14 protein-coding genes and 2 tRNA genes are annotated in these 15,336 nt (G+C 57.9%); 11 read left to right on the top strand and 5 right to left on the bottom strand.

Features of this window, described 5'->3' with window-relative positions:
- Positions 1–54: 54 nt before the first annotated feature.
- The 3 genes from BLO49_RS01000 to BLO49_RS00990 form a co-directional block, all read right to left on the bottom strand.
- Complete coding sequence (locus BLO49_RS01000) at positions 55–1,410, bottom strand: glycoside hydrolase 5 family protein (RefSeq protein ID WP_090643102.1); 1,356 nt, start codon at positions 1,408–1,410, stop codon at positions 55–57.
- A 279-nt stretch (positions 1,411–1,689) separates the two neighbouring features.
- Positions 1,690–2,580, bottom strand: coding sequence for a class I SAM-dependent methyltransferase (locus BLO49_RS00995; RefSeq protein WP_090643099.1), 891 nt, complete (start codon positions 2,578–2,580; stop codon positions 1,690–1,692).
- Positions 2,581–2,693: 113 nt separating this feature from the next.
- The gene (locus BLO49_RS00990; protein ID WP_090643097.1) at positions 2,694–5,984 is read right to left on the bottom strand and encodes an autotransporter outer membrane beta-barrel domain-containing protein; all 3,291 of its coding nucleotides are present in this window, start codon (positions 5,982–5,984) and stop codon (positions 2,694–2,696) included.
- Here BLO49_RS00990 and BLO49_RS00985 point away from each other — a divergent pair, their 5' ends adjacent.
- Complete coding sequence (locus tag BLO49_RS00985; RefSeq protein ID WP_090643094.1) at positions 5,985–6,287, top strand: hypothetical protein; 303 nt, start codon at positions 5,985–5,987, stop codon at positions 6,285–6,287.
- Between the two features lie 71 nt (positions 6,288–6,358).
- On the opposite strand, the gene BLO49_RS00980 is transcribed toward BLO49_RS00985, so the two are convergent.
- Together BLO49_RS00980 and BLO49_RS00975 are read right to left on the bottom strand one after the other, a co-directional pair.
- Positions 6,359–6,435 (bottom strand) — tRNA-Asp (locus BLO49_RS00980).
- A 201-nt stretch (positions 6,436–6,636) separates the two neighbouring features.
- Positions 6,637–6,713: transfer RNA gene (locus BLO49_RS00975), tRNA-Asp, on the bottom strand.
- A 389-nt stretch (positions 6,714–7,102) separates the two neighbouring features.
- Between BLO49_RS00975 and BLO49_RS00970 the strand changes: the two genes are divergently transcribed.
- From BLO49_RS00970 to nuoG, 10 genes are all read left to right on the top strand, one after another.
- Positions 7,103–7,480 (top strand): NADH-quinone oxidoreductase subunit A, encoded by a 378-nt coding sequence (locus BLO49_RS00970; protein WP_090643092.1) that lies wholly within the window; start codon positions 7,103–7,105, stop codon positions 7,478–7,480.
- The gene (locus tag BLO49_RS00965) at positions 7,471–8,031 is read left to right on the top strand and encodes a NuoB/complex I 20 kDa subunit family protein (RefSeq protein ID WP_090643089.1); all 561 of its coding nucleotides are present in this window, start codon (positions 7,471–7,473) and stop codon (positions 8,029–8,031) included. Before BLO49_RS00970 ends, BLO49_RS00965 begins: the two co-directional genes overlap by 10 nt.
- A 14-nt stretch (positions 8,032–8,045) precedes the next feature.
- Positions 8,046–8,648, top strand: coding sequence for an NADH-quinone oxidoreductase subunit C (locus BLO49_RS00960; protein WP_090643087.1), 603 nt, complete (start codon positions 8,046–8,048; stop codon positions 8,646–8,648).
- Positions 8,649–8,691: 43 nt separating this feature from the next.
- Positions 8,692–9,906 (top strand): NADH-quinone oxidoreductase subunit D, encoded by a 1,215-nt coding sequence (locus BLO49_RS00955; protein ID WP_090643084.1) that lies wholly within the window; start codon positions 8,692–8,694, stop codon positions 9,904–9,906.
- Entirely contained in the window at positions 9,903–10,262 is a 360-nt protein-coding gene (locus BLO49_RS00950) for a hypothetical protein (RefSeq protein ID WP_090643080.1), read from the top strand. Before BLO49_RS00955 ends, BLO49_RS00950 begins: the two co-directional genes overlap by 4 nt.
- Positions 10,259–10,684: a hypothetical protein gene (locus tag BLO49_RS00945; protein ID WP_090643077.1), complete on the top strand. Its 426-nt coding sequence runs from the start codon at positions 10,259–10,261 to the stop codon at positions 10,682–10,684. Before BLO49_RS00950 ends, BLO49_RS00945 begins: the two co-directional genes overlap by 4 nt.
- A gap of 85 nt (positions 10,685–10,769) precedes the next feature.
- Complete coding sequence (gene nuoE, locus BLO49_RS00940) at positions 10,770–11,450, top strand: NADH-quinone oxidoreductase subunit NuoE (RefSeq protein ID WP_090643075.1); 681 nt, start codon at positions 10,770–10,772, stop codon at positions 11,448–11,450.
- A gap of 2 nt (positions 11,451–11,452) precedes the next feature.
- The gene (nuoF, locus tag BLO49_RS00935; RefSeq protein ID WP_090643072.1) at positions 11,453–12,766 is read left to right on the top strand and encodes an NADH-quinone oxidoreductase subunit NuoF; all 1,314 of its coding nucleotides are present in this window, start codon (positions 11,453–11,455) and stop codon (positions 12,764–12,766) included.
- Between the two features lie 6 nt (positions 12,767–12,772).
- The gene (locus tag BLO49_RS00930) at positions 12,773–13,210 is read left to right on the top strand and encodes an NINE protein (RefSeq protein WP_090643071.1); all 438 of its coding nucleotides are present in this window, start codon (positions 12,773–12,775) and stop codon (positions 13,208–13,210) included.
- Between the two features lie 52 nt (positions 13,211–13,262).
- Positions 13,263–15,323 carry an NADH-quinone oxidoreductase subunit NuoG gene (gene nuoG, locus BLO49_RS00925; protein ID WP_090643067.1) on the top strand — a complete coding sequence of 687 codons (2,061 nt, stop codon included), beginning with the start codon at positions 13,263–13,265 and terminating at the stop codon, positions 15,321–15,323.
- The last annotated feature ends 13 nt before the right edge of the window (positions 15,324–15,336 follow it).

The raw sequence follows: 15,336 nt of genomic DNA, 5'->3' as shown, positions 1-15,336 counted from the left end.
CCGCGTTCTCCCCTATTAACGTGGCGCGGCCATTTTTATATTTATTGCAATTGGTTATGACGCGCTCTTGATGTTACGCAGATTGGCGGCATGGGCCCTGATCAGGTTTTGCGTCGAGGTGTCGGTGTTGAAGACGCTGTACCAGCCCTGCGGTTCGTGGGGCGGGTCGCCGACATAGGCGGTTTCGCCGCGTAGCATGTGGTGATCCGGATGCAGGGCTCGGCCAGCGCCACCCCAGGCCCAGAAATTGGAACCAGCCACGGGCGTGTTGTGGGCGATAGCGTCTTCCACGGCCTTGTAGATCAGGCCATAGAAGCGGTCCTTGTAGGTGGTGGGGGTGCCAGCATCATAGCTGATATTATCACGCGGGAAGCCGAACTCTTCGAAAACCAGGGGCTTGTTGATCTTTTTGGCGATAGCGATATGGGCGTCGATATAGGCCTGGACCTTGGCGGCGCCGGCATCGAAACTGCCACCGAGATCGTCCTTGTCGACCCAGCTCCAGTTTTGTGGCCAGATATGCGCCGTCAGGTAATCGATATGTTCGTGCGCCTTGATGACAATGTCCTCACTGCCGTTGGCGCCCATAAGCCCCTCGTGGCCAAGGGAAACGAGATGGTTCGGCGCCAGGGAGCGGATGAGGGCCGCGCTTTCGCTTATCCAGCCGTAATAATCTTCGATATGTGCCTTGATGGCGGCTTCACTGCCGCCGGGGCGCGGCTCGTTCGATAACTGCCAGGCCATGACCGTGGCATCGTCTTTGTAGGCCTTGCCGGTGATCGAATTGGTCCGGCCGAGCAGCATTTTGATATAGGCGTAATAGGCATCCTTTGCGGCGCCACTGGCATAGAACTGCGCAGAAAAATCGGCGAATGCCGGCCAGGGATGAGCCGGGTCATTCATGTTGATGTAGGTGCCGCCATTGGTCCAGTATTGATAGGTGACCATACCACCCGACCATTCCCAGAAGTTGGTCAGGTAAAGGACGGCCTTCATGTCGCGTTTGGCCATTTCCGCCAGCAGGAAATCAAGACCGGTCAACAGGTCGGCATTATAGTCGCCGGGCTTGTTGGAAAAGGCGGGGTCAAGCGAATTGATCAGCGGCGACAGTTCGGAAGATCCCAGCACACGCAGGTTGGTGACGCCTAAAGCCTTGAGATCGTCCAGTTCCTTAATGAGGCGGGCGCGGTCACCAAAATTGGCCGCAGATCCCAGATACGCGCCGTACCAGATGTTGGCGCCGACATAGCGGTAGGTTTCGCCATTCAGCTTGAAATGGATGCCATCGACCGTGACGAAGCCCACGGAAGCTGCCGCTGGTTCTCCCTTGGCGAGCGCGCACCCGGCGAGCGCCAGCCCCAGCGTTCCCATACCTGCGCCCATCAGCGTGCGACGTGAAAATTGTGCCATTCGTTTTGTCTCCCTGTTTTCTGCTGTTTACACAGCTATAGGACAGGCATACCGCAGCTTAATGAAAATTGAAATTAGTAATATGCTGCTCATTGGCCATACCAGGTATGGCTGCGCCTTATTCAGGCCATACCATTGCAATCTGTATGAGTAACGACGGCGAGAATACCGGTCGGATAAAATGCTAATATAGTTAAGGCTTATTCCCTTAACTGGACGTTAATAAATTGCGACCTTGTGATTATTTTTTCCACAAAATCAGATATTTTTGGCGAATACTTAAATATCTATCGGCACCATTTCATGGCCCTTTTTCAGCAGGGCATAACCGTTCATCCGGCGGTAAGGACGCAGGCGGTCTTCGCTGGCGTAACGCATCATCATGCGCATAAACCAGTTCGCGGGGAGATCGCGGCTCAGCTTGCGGCCTTCCTCACCGATAAAGCGCATGGCCTCTATCTGCCATCCATTAGTGGCAAAGAAACGCGGCCAGTCATCGGGAGCGGGGCCCGGATTGAAACGGAAGGGGGCGTTTTTCTGCAACTGCTTGACGATAGCACCGCGCGCAGCCAGCCTCAGGAAGAAGGGAGAAAAATAATCGGTGATCCAATGGTTTATGTGGCTCTGTTCATGCAGATTTTTCGCCAGGGCGGCCACCGCCTCATTCGTCAGGTAGGGTATGACGCCTTCGGTCAGGACCAGTATATTGCGCCCGCGGGTATTCACATCTGCCAGCAGGGCCTCGCGGCCTGCATCTTGTGACAAATCGCAGGCGATACGTTCAAGCCGGCAAAGCGGCTGATCAGTGGCAAGGGTTTCGTTCTTGAAGGTGACGATGTTGGCGAAATCGACTTCGATCCACAGCAAGTCTGGCGGCAGTGCCAGCCGATAGGGGCGCGTATCCAGTCCCGCGCCGAGATTGACAACACAGTCGACACCGACGGCAATGGCTTCGACAATATAGTTGTCGATGATGTGCGTCCGCAGCGCCATCGACCAGGCCATGGCGCGTTCGATGCCCATATGGCGCGCCAGTTGCCTGCCGCGCTCGCCGACCAGCTTGCCTGCGAGCGGATCGTGGAAGAGGGCATCCTTGCGCTGGGTTTCCAGCCAGCGATACCAGGCGACCCAGAAGGCGGTATCAGACACATGTGCGATCTCTTCAGCCATTGCGCGTCTCCAGTCAGGTCTGAATGTGCTCAAAACGCTAGAAATGGCAAGCCCGTATAAGAAAAGCCGCCGCGAATATCCGCGACGGCTTTCATTTTGCAATTTATGCCCGATCAGAACTGGAAGCGTGTCCGCAGCGAGACCGAATAGTTGGTGTAATCGTCCTTCTTTTCGTATTCGCCTTCCAGCGAGAAATAGCTGTACTGGTTGTCGGCCGAAATACGGAAGCCGGCAACCGGGCCGCCGCCTTCGATATCGCCGCCAGTCAGAGTGAAGGGCGTGGCGCCTTTGAAGTTGGCGATGGTGTCGGCGATCTGCGCCGATACGTTTTGCTTGTAGCCGAACCAGATTTCCGGCTTGGCGAAGAACTTGTTGTAGCTGACATTGAACAGCGCACTTGCCGTCATCAGATGGCTGTCACGATCGGCGATGGACAGGTCATAGTAATCGCCGCCGCCGGTTTCATCGTGAGCCTCTTCCCGAAGCGCATAGTAGTCCGTCAGCAGTTGCGGGGTGAAGCTGAGCCGGCCGGCCTTGACTTCATACGAAGCGCCAGCGCCGCCGCTGTAGGAGTAACCGCTCCACTTGGCAGCCGCAATGTGGTTGATATTGGTGGTGCCGTTGGTCGCCAGGATGTTCCGCGTGGTCTCGAAAGACGTATAGCCGGCGCCGACGTGGGCCCATGCCTTCAGCCCGCCGGTACGGATACGCCAGTAGCCACCCAGGGTCACGTCGGAATTGACCATTTTTTCGCCGGCAATGGCGAAGGTATCGAGCGGTGATCCAGAGGTGTAGGCCAGATACAGGCCGAGCATCTGGTTGCCATAGACTTCGCGTTCGCGGCCGCCGGCAAAGCTGAAACCGGTAGATTTGAAGCCGGCCGTCTCGCCATACTTGCGCTTGACCTGGTAGCCGTACTCCTGAAGCCACCACTGGCCTTCGTTATTATCCGGCACAAGTGTCAGGCTGCTGAGGGTCCGGTTCAGCGACGCCGCACCCGTGGCGAGGCTGAGCAGGTTTTCACCCGAATAATCCGGCAGATACTGGTTGTAGATCTGGTCGAAGCCTGCCTTCGTCAGTTGTGACATTAGGATGCTGGTGGCCGCCGTATCCTGCGACACGGCTGAAAGCACGGGGGAGAGGGCGGCGTACTGGTTGTCCGAATACTGGGCCTCTTCCTGGTTCTTCAGGCGGAAATTGGCATAGAGCGTGGTGTCGCCGGCATTCGTCGTCAGGTCGGCATGATAGAGATAAGGAATCTTGCCATCCAAATTGGCCGAATCGAGCGTGCCCAGATCAATGTTCGACGCGGTCATCACCGTGAAGACGGTGGGCGCGACGATCAGTTTATTCAGTGCGAGACTTATCGACGCGCCGTCGTCAAAAACAGCGTCACCGCTGTTGGTGAAGATCGGCACGATCGGGTGATCGGTATCCAGGGTCAGGGCCAGTGTGCTTTCCGCCCCCACATGAAGATTGGTCAGGCTGAGCGCTGAGCCAGGCGCCAGGTAGAGCGCGCCCTTGGCAATATCCAGCGCCACGGTGCCGGAACCGCTCATCTTCCCAAGGTAGGTGGCAGTGCCATCCAGCTTGAAGGTGTTGGCACCGGCGCCGAAATCGATATTGCCGGAAATCAACCCGCCATTCGAGGTGATCGAATCGTTGCCAGATCCCAGCAGTATATCGCCCAGGATATAGGGCATGGGAATAGCCTTGTCGGCGTCGCTGTCCGTGGGGGCGGTATCCGTCTGTGTGATGGTCACGCCGGACGTATTGGCGCGGACATCGATGGCGATGGGACGGTTGACCAGCGCATCGGCGGTGCCGTCGACATTGTCGTCTGTAGGTGAGATAGAGGCGCTGATGATATTGTTGTTATTGATTTCCGTCAGGGTGCCGGAAAGGTCACGGATAGCGACGGCATGTTCGGTCGAGCCTGTGGCTGCTGCATAGATGCCACCGCCGGCCTTGACATTAATGATGGGCAGGCTGGCGCCGGCCAGGATGTCAACGCCGCGGGCGGTTGTGTCGCCCACCGTCGTGTAATGCTTGGTGCCGTCGGCATCGGTGCTGGCCAGTGTCGTGGCCGAAGAGGCCGTGCCGCGAATCACACCCGCGACATCAAGCAGGGGCGTCGTCAGACCGCTCTGGACCGACAGCGCTGTGGCGTCACCGCCATAGGCTGTCGAAGACACCGTGCCGGCGATTCCTATGCCGTTGGCGATATTCACCGCGTGGCCGGTACCGCCCAGTTGAACGGCGACATTGTCGACATCCTGATAAACACCCAAACCGGAAATGCTGCCGCGCACCCACAGGCCGTAATTGATCGCCGGTTTATTGGCGGGCAGGGCCGACGAATTGAAGACAAGGCCACCCAGCGTGATATCGCTCGTGGCGGAGCCGATACGAAGCGCTGGTGCGGCACCATAGTTTGTCAGGTTGGCGGTCTGCTGGTTGGCATCCACGATGCCGTTGCCGTCCTGGTCGGTATTACTCTTATTGGCGTCGGTGGTATCGACTGTTATGGTCGAGCCGATCAGGAGGCCATGTGCCAGATTACCTTCGATACTAACAAGCGGGCCGGACTGATAAAGATCGGCCGGCGTGGCCAGAACGACCTTGAGGGCATCGGCCGACAGGCTGTTTACCGTGGCATAGGATGAAGACGTATAGGTGCCGTCTATGATGACATTGCCGCCAAAATCACCCGCCAGCTTTACAATGCTGGAATCCTTACCATTGCTTGTGGCCTTACCACTCAGATAGACATTGCCTGTGGCACCGTTTTCCAGGGAAATCGCAGCACTGTTGTCACCATTCATGGTAATGGTGCCGCCCATGGTGAAATCACCCTGGACTTTGTTCTCAAAACGAATTCCGTATGAATTTATGCCGTCAACCGTGATAGTGCTGGCACTGGTGACGGATACATTGCCAATGAAAGGCGTAGTGCCGGTTGAATGAATGCCATATCGGGTATTATTATCGGAGAAAGGCGCTTCTAGAATGCCATCCGGTGCCGGCTTTCCATTTGCGTCAACATTGGTGTCCTGCCCTATATACGCGTCGGTCACGGTAATATTTGCGCCAATCGTCAGATTGCCCGTATGGCCGCCATCAACCAGGATGCCGGTCGAGCCATCGGCCGACTTCAGCATGTCGATCTTGCCGTTGAGCGTGACCGAATTATTCGAATCAACCGTTATGGCATTACCCGAGGTCACGGCGATTGATCCGGTCGTTGATACCGTAAGATCGCCCGTCACGGAGGTCTTGACCGGTGTCGTGGTGGCCGTGGAAATCGTGGTGGCGGCAAAAGCCTGACCGCCTGCCCCCGCAAGGGCAACAAGGCCCAGGCTCAGGGTGAGGGCGGTTGCGGTCAGTAGTTTGTGTTTGCGCATTTGGATAAGCTTCCCTGGGATGCTTTATATAGAGTGGATGGAGGTGAGGCCCGCTATTGGAAACTGTCCGGTAATCCCGCGGCCTTCATATATGTCGTTCGTGAAACCCAGGCTCACCTCTTAACCTTTATTTTTACCGTCGAAAAGGTGGCAAACGCCATTTGGCGCACACCAATTGCTTCGGATCAGCAATCCGCGTTTCAGTGGTGTCGCAAATTTGGAAATAAAGAGGGCTTAATTATGTCCGACACCGCCTTGTGTGCAGGCAAAACGGACATGGCGCAAACGCGCCACGGCGTGTGAAAAGCACGATAACGTGGAGAGTAAAAAGCAGGGAAAATGCGGTGCCACCCGTTGCTTAACCAAAGCAGGGGTGGCGCGAGTGACGGGGCTCGAACCCGCGACCTTCGGCGTGACAGGCCGACACTCTAACCAACTGAGCTACACCCGCATTCCCTAATCCCGACGTGCAATGAAGTTGTCCGTTGAGAAGACGCGCTTAGTAGTTCGGGTGGGACGGGGTGTCAACAACAAAAGCGCAGTCATTCACAGGCCGCGCATTGTGGGTTGCGCCGACCAAAGGAGAATTTCCGGAAAATATTGAAGACAGAGAAAATGCGGTGCCACCCGTTGCTTAAATCCAAAGCAGGGGTGGCGCGAGTGACGGGGCTCGAACCCGCGACCTTCGGCGTGACAGGCCGACACTCTAACCAACTGAGCTACACCCGCATTCCCTTGTATCTTCACCGTGACAGCTTCACCGCCATCGCTCGAAGAGGTGCGCTTAGTAGTTCGGCGGGCAAGGGGGTGTCAACACGTAAAACAGAAAAAAATGGTCACGCCTGAGCCAAATCACTGGATAACTTTATGACTTGAAGATCGTTAAGTGCGACTGATTTTCATTGTACGTGTAAGGAGGCGAAAAAGTGAAAGAAACTGGGCAAAAGGTGATTTTTTCGCACCGCAATGGTTTGAAGCTTTGAGCAGAGTGGTCTAATAGCCTACTGACTGAGTCTGGGGCGATAGTTAATATCGTGGCCGGATGCGCTTGCCAAATGCGCCTGCTAAAAGCGCCTGACATGCGGCCCGTGTTTAATAGTGAGGGGTTAGGTGACCTGATGAACGCATTTCTACTGCAATATCTTCCCGTCATCATCTTTATAGGCGTAGCCACCGTTCTGGGCCTTGGCTTCATGATCGGCGCGCTGGTGATCGCGCCCAAGGCGCCGGATACCGAAAAGCTGTCGGCCTATGAATGCGGCTTCAATGCGTTCGATTCGGCCCGCCAGAAATTCGACGTCCGGTTCTATCTGGTGTCCATCCTCTTCATCATCTTCGATCTGGAAGCCTCGTTCCTGTTCCCGTGGGCGGTGTCGTTGTTCGACATGCCCAATGGCGGAATGCACGTCGCCTTCTGGTCGATGGTAACCTTCCTGGTCGAACTGGGTCTCGGCTATATATATGTGTGGAAAAAAGGAGCCCTGGAATGGGAGTAATCATTCCTGCCGGATCTGCTGGTCGGTCTTCGGTTGAAGGCTATGATCCCGCGGTCCATGACAAGTTCTTCGAGCAGGTCTCGGCGGAACTGGATCAGAAGGGCTTCCTGGTGGCCTCGGCTGACGATGTCATCACCTGGGCCCGTACCGGCTCGCTGATGTGGATGACCTTCGGCTTGGCGTGCTGCGCCGTCGAAATGATGCAGGCGTCCATGCCGCGCTATGACATGGAACGATTCGGCATGGCCCCGCGCGCCTCACCGCGCCAGTCCGACCTGATGATCGTGGCCGGCACCCTGACCAACAAGATGGCCCCGGCGCTGCGCAAGGTCTATGACCAGATGCCCGATCCGCGCTATGTGCTCTCCATGGGTTCCTGCGCCAATGGCGGCGGCTATTATCATTACAGCTACAGCGTGGTGCGGGGCTGCGATCGCATCGTGCCGGTGGATGTCTATGTTCCCGGTTGTCCGCCTTCGGCCGAGGCGCTTCTGTACGGTCTTCTGCAATTGCAGAAGAAGATCCGCCGTACCGGCAGCATCCGTCGCTAAGGGGAGGGGCACATATGTCTTTGGAAAAACTACAGGCGCTCGCGGAAAAGGCCCAGGCTGATTTCAAGGAAGCCATTGTCGAATCGGTTATCGCATTTGGTGAGCTGACCCTCACGGTCGATCGTGAACGAATCGTCGAGATCATGGCGAAGCTGAAGCAGGCGCCTTACCGCTTCCACCAGTTGATCGATGTCTGCGGCGCTGACTATCCCAAGCGGGCGCTGCGTTTCGATGTGGTCTACCATCTGCTGTCGCTGACGCAGAACATCCGTCTGCGCGTCAAGTTGCAGACGGACGAGGTGCTGCCGGTGCCGTCGATCCGTTCGGTCTATCCGAATGCCGACTGGTATGAGCGCGAAGCCTTCGACATGTACGGCATGTTGTTCTCGAATCACCCCGACCTGCGCCGTTTGCTGACGGATTATGGCTTCCAGGGCCATCCGCTGCGCAAGGACTTCCCGATGACGGGCCATGTCGAGGTGCGTTACGACGAAGAACAGAAACGCGTGATCTATGAGCCGGTAAAGCTCACTCAGGAATATCGCAAGTTCGACTTCCTGTCGCCGTGGGAAGGTGCGCAATATGTGCTGCCGGGCGACGAGAAGGCGAAGGTCTAGGCTCTGGCCTGGCATTAAGAGTTACGGATAAGGGTTTGATTTCATGGCAGACGGTGTAGAGCCTTTTGTGAACAAGGGCGATGATGATCGCAAGTTCACGATCAATTTCGGCCCGCAGCATCCCGCGGCGCACGGTGTGCTGCGCCTTGTGCTCGATCTTGACGGTGAAATGGTCGAACGCGTCGATCCCCATATCGGCCTGCTGCATCGCGGCACCGAAAAGCTGATGGAATCGCGTACCTATCTGCAAAACGTGCCCTATTTCGACCGCCTCGATTACGTGGCGCCGATGAACCAGGAACACGCTTTCTGCCTGGCCATCGAAAAGCTGCTGGGTCTTGAAGTGCCGAAGCGCGGCCAGTTGATCCGCGTTCTCTATTCCGAAATCGGCCGCATCCTGTCGCACATCATGAACACCACGACCCAGGCCATGGACGTCGGCGCGCTGACGCCACCAATCTGGGGTTTCGAGCATCGTGAAAAGCTAATGGTGTTTTATGAGCGGGCCTGCGGCGCCCGCCTGCACGCCAACTATTTCCGTCCGGGCGGCGTCCACCAGGATCTGCCGCCGGAACTGATTGAGGATATTGCCGACTGGTGCAACAAGGAATATCTGCCGGCGCTCGACGATATCGAAACCCTGATCACCGAAAACCGCATCTTCAAACAGCGCAATGTCGATATCGGCGTGGTGTCGAAAGAGCAGGCGTTCGACTGGGGCTTTACCGGCGTCATGTTGCGCGGTTCGGGCGTGGCCTGGGATCTGCGCAAGTCGCAGCCCTACGAGTGCTATGACGAGCTGGAATTCGATATTCCGCTCGGCAAGAACGGTGATTGCTGGGATCGTTATCTCTGCCGCGTCGAAGAGATGCGCCAGTCTGTGAAGATCATGCTGCAATGCATTGACAAGCTTAAGGTAACGCCTGGTCCGGTTCTTTCGACCGACCACAAGGTGACGCCGCCGCGCCGCGCCGAAATGAAGAATTCGATGGAAGCTCTGATCCATCACTTCAAGCTCTATACCGAAGGCTTCAAGACGCCGGAAGGCGAGGTCTATGCCTGCGTCGAAGCGCCGAAAGGCGAATTTGGCGTTTACCTGGTCTCCGACGGTACCAACAAGCCTTACCGTTGCAAGATCCGCGCGCCGGGCTTCCCCCACCTCCAGGCCATGGACTGGCTGAATCGCGGCCACCTGCTGGCCGACGTCTCCGCCATCCTGGGTTCGCTCGACATCGTCTTCGGGGAAATCGACCGATGAGCGATGCCCCGCTGACCGGCGTACTGATCGCCGCAGGATTGCTGGTCGCCATGCTGGCCTTGAGCCTGTTCATGTCGCGTCCAAGCTGGCCCTACCATCCCGGTGGCGCCAGAGGATATGTCATGGACATGCTCCTTTATCTGTTCCTGCCGGTCATCCCCATGCTGGTTTGCGTCCTGGGGTTTACGCTGCTTGTCCAGTTCAGGCCCGAACTGGAAAGCGATACGGCCCGCTTTGTCCTTCTGGGGATCGCGGTGGTCGGTTTGCTGGGCGCCCGCCGGCTGCCCATGGTTGCGGCGGCGCAAAACCGTGTGCGCGCGGCGCGTAACGCTCGTTATGAGGCCATGCAGAAATGAACGCATACGCCGCACAACAGGCTCAGCAAGCCGCTCTTTTCCACGCCCATCCGGCCATGTGGGCGTTTTTCCCGCTGCTGTTCGTGGTGGTGATCATATCGGCCGTCATCCTGGTGCGCTGGCTGATGAGCAAGAGTGCCTGGCCTTATCATCCAGGCGGCTCGTCGGGTTTCCTGCGTGACGAAGTGATCCGGTACGGTTCGATCTGGTTGCCATTCGCTGTCGTGATGGTGGCGATCCGCTACTACATCTACCGTTTCCACCCGGAACTCACCTCGTCGCCGTATCTGTACGCGCTCTATCTGTCCGTGTTTGTTTTCCGCCGGCTGGCGCGGTTCCTGCCGCACATCAGGGAGATCGGCGCGCGTATTGATGGCGCCCGCGCAAAGGCCCGTGCCGTCGCTGATGGGGTGACGCAGTGATTTCTGTGAAACCGTTAAAAATTAAACTGTCATTCCTGGGCTGCGGGTGTAAAGCGCTGCCTGTTTATTCGTGTAGAGGGGCCTGATGTCCGTTCGTCGTCTCGCCAAGGAGCAACCGGCCAGTTTCACCTTCTCAGCGGAAACGCTGGAAAAGGCCAACTGGTGGATTGCCAAATATCCTGAAAGCCGCCGCCAGAGCGCGGTGATCCCGATTCTGTGGCTGGTGCAGAAGCAGGAAGGCTGGGTTTCCGAACCCGCCATCACCGCCATTGCCAAGCTGCTGGGGATGCCGCAGATCCGCGTCTTCGAAGTCGCTACCTTCTACACCATGTTCATGTTGGAGCCGGTCGGTTCGGCCGCCCTGATCCAGGTTTGCGGTACCACGCCCTGTATGCTGCGTGGCTCCGACGCCCTGATCAAGGTGTGCAAGGACAAGATCGGACCCAAGGACAAGCTGTCGGCCGACGGCAAGTTCACCTGGCAGGAAGTCGAGTGCCTGGGTGCCTGCTGCAATGCCCCGATGGCCCAGATCAACGACTACTATTACGAAGACCTGACGCCTGAAAACCTGGCCCAGATCATCGACGATTTTGCCGCCGGTAAATCGCCGAAGCCGGGCCCCTATAACGGCCGCCACACGTCCGAACCGCTGGGCGGCGTGACGTCGCTTACCGATCCAAAGCTTTATGACGGCTCGGCCGCGAAGAAGATCAAGATTCCGAATGCGCCCGGTACAGAAGCGCCCAAACCTGAGGTGAAAGCGTAATCATGGTTGGCATTCTCGAAGATAAAGACCGCATTTTCACCAATCTCTACGGTTTCCATGACTGGGGCCTGGAGGGCGCAAAGCAGCGCGGCTGCTGGAACGCGACCAAGGATATTCTTTCGTATGGCGCTGAGTGGATCATCACCAATGTCAAGAATTCCGGCCTGCGTGGCCGCGGTGGCGCCGGTTTCTCAACCGGCCTGAAGTGGTCCTTCATGCCGAAGGAAGTCAAGGATCGCCCGCATTACCTGGTGGTTAATGCCGACGAATCCGAGCCCGGCACCTGCAAGGACCGCGAGATCATGCGCCATGATCCGCACCTGCTGATCGAAGGCTGCCTGATCGCTTCCTTCGCCATGCAGGCCCATGCCTGTTACATCTACCTGCGCGGTGAATATGTGCAGGAACGCGAGCGCATGGAAGCCGCCGTGAAGCAGGCTTACGAGGCGAAGCTGATCGGCAAGAACAACATCCATGGCTGGGATTTCGACGTCTATATCCACCATGGCGCCGGCGCCTATATCTGCGGCGAGGAAACGGCCCTGCTGGAATCGCTGGAAGGCAAGAAGGGCCAGCCGCGCCTGAAGCCGCCGTTCCCGGCCGGTTCCGGTCTTTATGGCTGCCCGACGACCGTCAACAACGTCGAATCGATCGCCGTGGTCGGCACCATCCTGCGCCGTGGCGCGGCCTGGTTTGCCTCGTTCGGGGCGCCGAATAATACCGGCACCAAGCTGTTCTGTGTCTCCGGCCACGTCAACAAGCCTTGCAATATCGAAGAGGCCATGTCGATCCCATTCCGCCAGTTGATCGAGGATCACTGCGGCGGCATTCGTGGCGGCTGGGACAACCTGAAGGCCGTCATCCCCGGCGGGTCTTCGGTGCCGATGATCACGGCCGAGCAGTGTGAAAACCTGCCGATGGATTTCGACACCCTGCGCAACCTGAAGTCGGGCTTAGGGACGGCGGCGGTCATTGTTATGGACAAGTCGACCGACCTGATCCGCGCCATTGCCCGCCTGAGCTATTTCTACAAGCACGAATCCTGCGGCCAGTGTACGCCGTGCCGCGAAGGCACCGGCTGGATGTGGCGCGTCATGGAGCGCATGGTGAAGGGCGATGCCGATCCGTCGGAAATCGACACCCTGCTGGAAGTGACCACCCAGATCGAAGGCCATACCATCTGCGCCCTCGGTGACGCGGCGGCCTGGCCGATCCAGGGCCTGATCCGCCACTTCCGTCCGGAAATCGAGGAACGCATCGCGCTTTACCGGTCGCGCAAGAGCAATTTTGCCGGCCATACGATGGCAGCGGAGTAGGGGCTTATGCGGGGCAAGGTACTCTCATTCAACGGATCGACGGGCCTCATCAGCGGTGATGACGGCAAGCGCTACACCTTCAGCGTCAGCGATCTGATGGGCGATACGGTCTTTGTCCCGGCCGGCTCCACGGTCGATTTCGAGGCGTCGGGCGACACGGCGGTCAGCATCTATGTCATCATGACGGCGATGGGCGAGCGCAACAAGTATGTGGCGGCGCTTCTGGCCTTCTTCCTCGGCATGTTCGGGGTGCATAAGTTCTATCTCGGCAAGACGACCGCCGGGATCATCATGTTGGTGTGCGGCACGATCGGGTGGATCCTGATCGGTATCCCGCCGCTCATCATGGGGCTGGTCGCCTTTATCGAGACCATCATCTATCTGGTCAAATCCGACCAGAGTTTTTACGAAGACTATGTCGCGGGCAACAAGTCATGGTTCTAAAGAACCTGATTAAATTCCGTGATTTATTATCAATTGTTGAGGTATAACAGGCATGGCTAAGGCAAAAGTCAATGGTGTGGAGGTCGAGTTCGACCCCGGCATGACCGTGCTGCAGGTGGCGGAACTGGCGGGCGAGGAAATTCCCCGTTTCTGCTATCACGAGCGCCTGTCGATCGCCGGCAACTGCCGCATGTGCCTCGTCGAGGTCAAGCCGGGACCGCCGAAGCCGCAGGCGTCGTGCGCCCTGCCGGCGGCCGAAGGTCAGGAAATTTTCACCAATACGCCGATGGTCAAGAAGGCCCGCGAAGGCGTGATGGAGTTCCTGCTGATCAATCACCCGCTCGATTGCCCGATCTGCGACCAGGGCGGCGAATGCGACCTGCAGGACCAGTCAGTTGCATATGGCAAGGGATCTTCGCGCTACGATGAAAACAAGCGCGCCGTCGAGGAAAAGAACCTCGGTCCAACGATCAAGACCTTCATGACGCGCTGTATCCAGTGCACGCGCTGCGTCCGTTTCACCACGGAAGTGGCCGGTGTCACCGAGATGGGCATGATTTCGCGTGGTGAAAACGCCGAGATCACCTCCTATCTCGAACAGTCGGTGTCATCGGAACTGTCCGGCAATGTCAATGACCTGTGTCCGGTCGGCGCCCTGACGCACCGCCCATGGTCGTTCAACTACCGTCCGTGGGAACTGACCAAGACCGAGACCATCGACGTGCATGACGCCCTGGGCGCCCATATCCGCATCGACAACCGTGGTCCGGCCGTTCTGCGCGCCCTGCCGCGTCTCAAGGAAGAGATCAACGAGGAGTGGCTGACCGACAAATCGCGCTATGCGGTCGATGGTCTGTCGCGCCAGCGCCTTGACAAGCCCTTTGTGCGCAAGGGCGGCAAGCTGGTTGCCGTGTCGTGGGATGAAGCGCTTTCAACAGTCGCTGGCAAAATAAAAGCGACTGACACCTCCAGGATCGGCGTCATCGCCGGTGATCTGATCGATGCCGAGGCCATGAAGGCGACGAAAGACCTGTTCTACGGCCTGGGTGTCACTAATCTCGACTGCCGTCAGGAAGGCGCCAAGATCGGTCCAGTGACGCAATCGACGCCGCGCGAATCCTGGCTGTTCAATACCGGCATCGCCGGCTTGGAAGAGGCCGACGCGATCCTGCTGATCGGCACCGACCTGCGCGCCGAAGCCTCCCTGATCAATGCCCGTATCCGCAAGTCGTGGCTCAAGGGCAAGGTGCAGGTAGCTGTGATCGGCCAGCCGGTCGACCTGACCTATGACTATGCCCATATCGGCGCCGGTCCGAAGGCGCTGAAAGACCTCAAGAAGCACGCCTTCCGCGATGTGCTGAAAAACGCCCAGAAGCCGGCCATTCTGGTGGGCACCAATGTGCTTTCGGGGGCTGATGGTGCGGCCATCCTCAAGGAAATCGCCATCATCGCCGACGATTATGATGTGGTGAAGGACGGCTGGAATGGTTTCAACATCGTTCATACCGCCGCCTCGCGTGTCGCCGGCCTGGATCTCGGCTTCGTGCCGGTGGGCGAGGCCCAGGACGCGACGGCCATGCTGAACGGCGGGGTCGACCTGCTGGTCCTGCTGGGCGCCGATGAAATCGACACGCGCAATCTCGACAAGACCTTCGTCGTCTATATTGGCTCACATGGCGACGCCGGGGCCGCGGCCGCCGATGTCATCCTGCCGGGCGCCGCCTATACAGAGAAGTCAGGCATCTATACCAATCTGGAAGGCCGCGTGCAGATCGCTGAGCGCTGCGTCTTCCCGAAGGGGGAGGCTAAGGAAGACTGGGCGATTATTCGTGCGCTGTCGGGTTATGTCGGGCACACCCTGCCGTATGACAATCTGAACGCCCTGCGTGAAAAGCTGATAACCGATCATCCGGTCTTTGGTCGCATCGATGTCCGCCCGGCACCGAAGGCTTTCGATGTGAAAGCGATCGGCGCGAAGGGCGAAATCAGCGACCGTCCGTTCGTTTCGCACATTACCGATTTTTATCTGACCAACCCCATCGCCCGCGCCTCCGTGGCCATGGCGGAATGTTCCGCGGCCCGCAAGGCGCCGCTGAGCGTGGCGGCTGAGTAAGGACTATATGATG

The organism is Asticcacaulis taihuensis (genome assembly GCF_900100255.1).
Classification (GTDB): Bacteria; Pseudomonadota; Alphaproteobacteria; order Caulobacterales; family Caulobacteraceae; genus Asticcacaulis; species Asticcacaulis taihuensis.
Note: the sequence above shows the minus strand (reverse complement) of the source record. Positions and strands in the feature narration are given on the sequence as shown.

Excerpts from the sequence above, each read along its gene's own strand:
- BLO49_RS01000 (WP_090643102.1), bottom strand. The coding sequence starts at position 1,410 with ATGGCACAATTTTCACGTCGCACGCTGATGGGCGCAGGTATGGGAACG.
- BLO49_RS00995 (WP_090643099.1), bottom strand. The coding sequence starts at position 2,580 with ATGGCTGAAGAGATCGCACATGTGTCTGATACCGCCTTCTGGGTCGCC.
- BLO49_RS00990 (WP_090643097.1), bottom strand. The coding sequence starts at position 5,984 with ATGCGCAAACACAAACTACTGACCGCAACCGCCCTCACCCTGAGCCTG.
- BLO49_RS00970 (WP_090643092.1), top strand. The coding sequence starts at position 7,103 with ATGAACGCATTTCTACTGCAATATCTTCCCGTCATCATCTTTATAGGC.
- BLO49_RS00965 (WP_090643089.1), top strand. The coding sequence starts at position 7,471 with ATGGGAGTAATCATTCCTGCCGGATCTGCTGGTCGGTCTTCGGTTGAA.
- BLO49_RS00960 (WP_090643087.1), top strand. The coding sequence starts at position 8,046 with ATGTCTTTGGAAAAACTACAGGCGCTCGCGGAAAAGGCCCAGGCTGAT.
- BLO49_RS00955 (WP_090643084.1), top strand. The coding sequence starts at position 8,692 with ATGGCAGACGGTGTAGAGCCTTTTGTGAACAAGGGCGATGATGATCGC.
- BLO49_RS00950 (WP_090643080.1), top strand. The coding sequence starts at position 9,903 with ATGAGCGATGCCCCGCTGACCGGCGTACTGATCGCCGCAGGATTGCTG.
- BLO49_RS00945 (WP_090643077.1), top strand. The coding sequence starts at position 10,259 with ATGAACGCATACGCCGCACAACAGGCTCAGCAAGCCGCTCTTTTCCAC.
- nuoE (WP_090643075.1), top strand. The coding sequence starts at position 10,770 with ATGTCCGTTCGTCGTCTCGCCAAGGAGCAACCGGCCAGTTTCACCTTC.
- nuoF (WP_090643072.1), top strand. The coding sequence starts at position 11,453 with ATGGTTGGCATTCTCGAAGATAAAGACCGCATTTTCACCAATCTCTAC.
- BLO49_RS00930 (WP_090643071.1), top strand. The coding sequence starts at position 12,773 with ATGCGGGGCAAGGTACTCTCATTCAACGGATCGACGGGCCTCATCAGC.
- nuoG (WP_090643067.1), top strand. The coding sequence starts at position 13,263 with ATGGCTAAGGCAAAAGTCAATGGTGTGGAGGTCGAGTTCGACCCCGGC.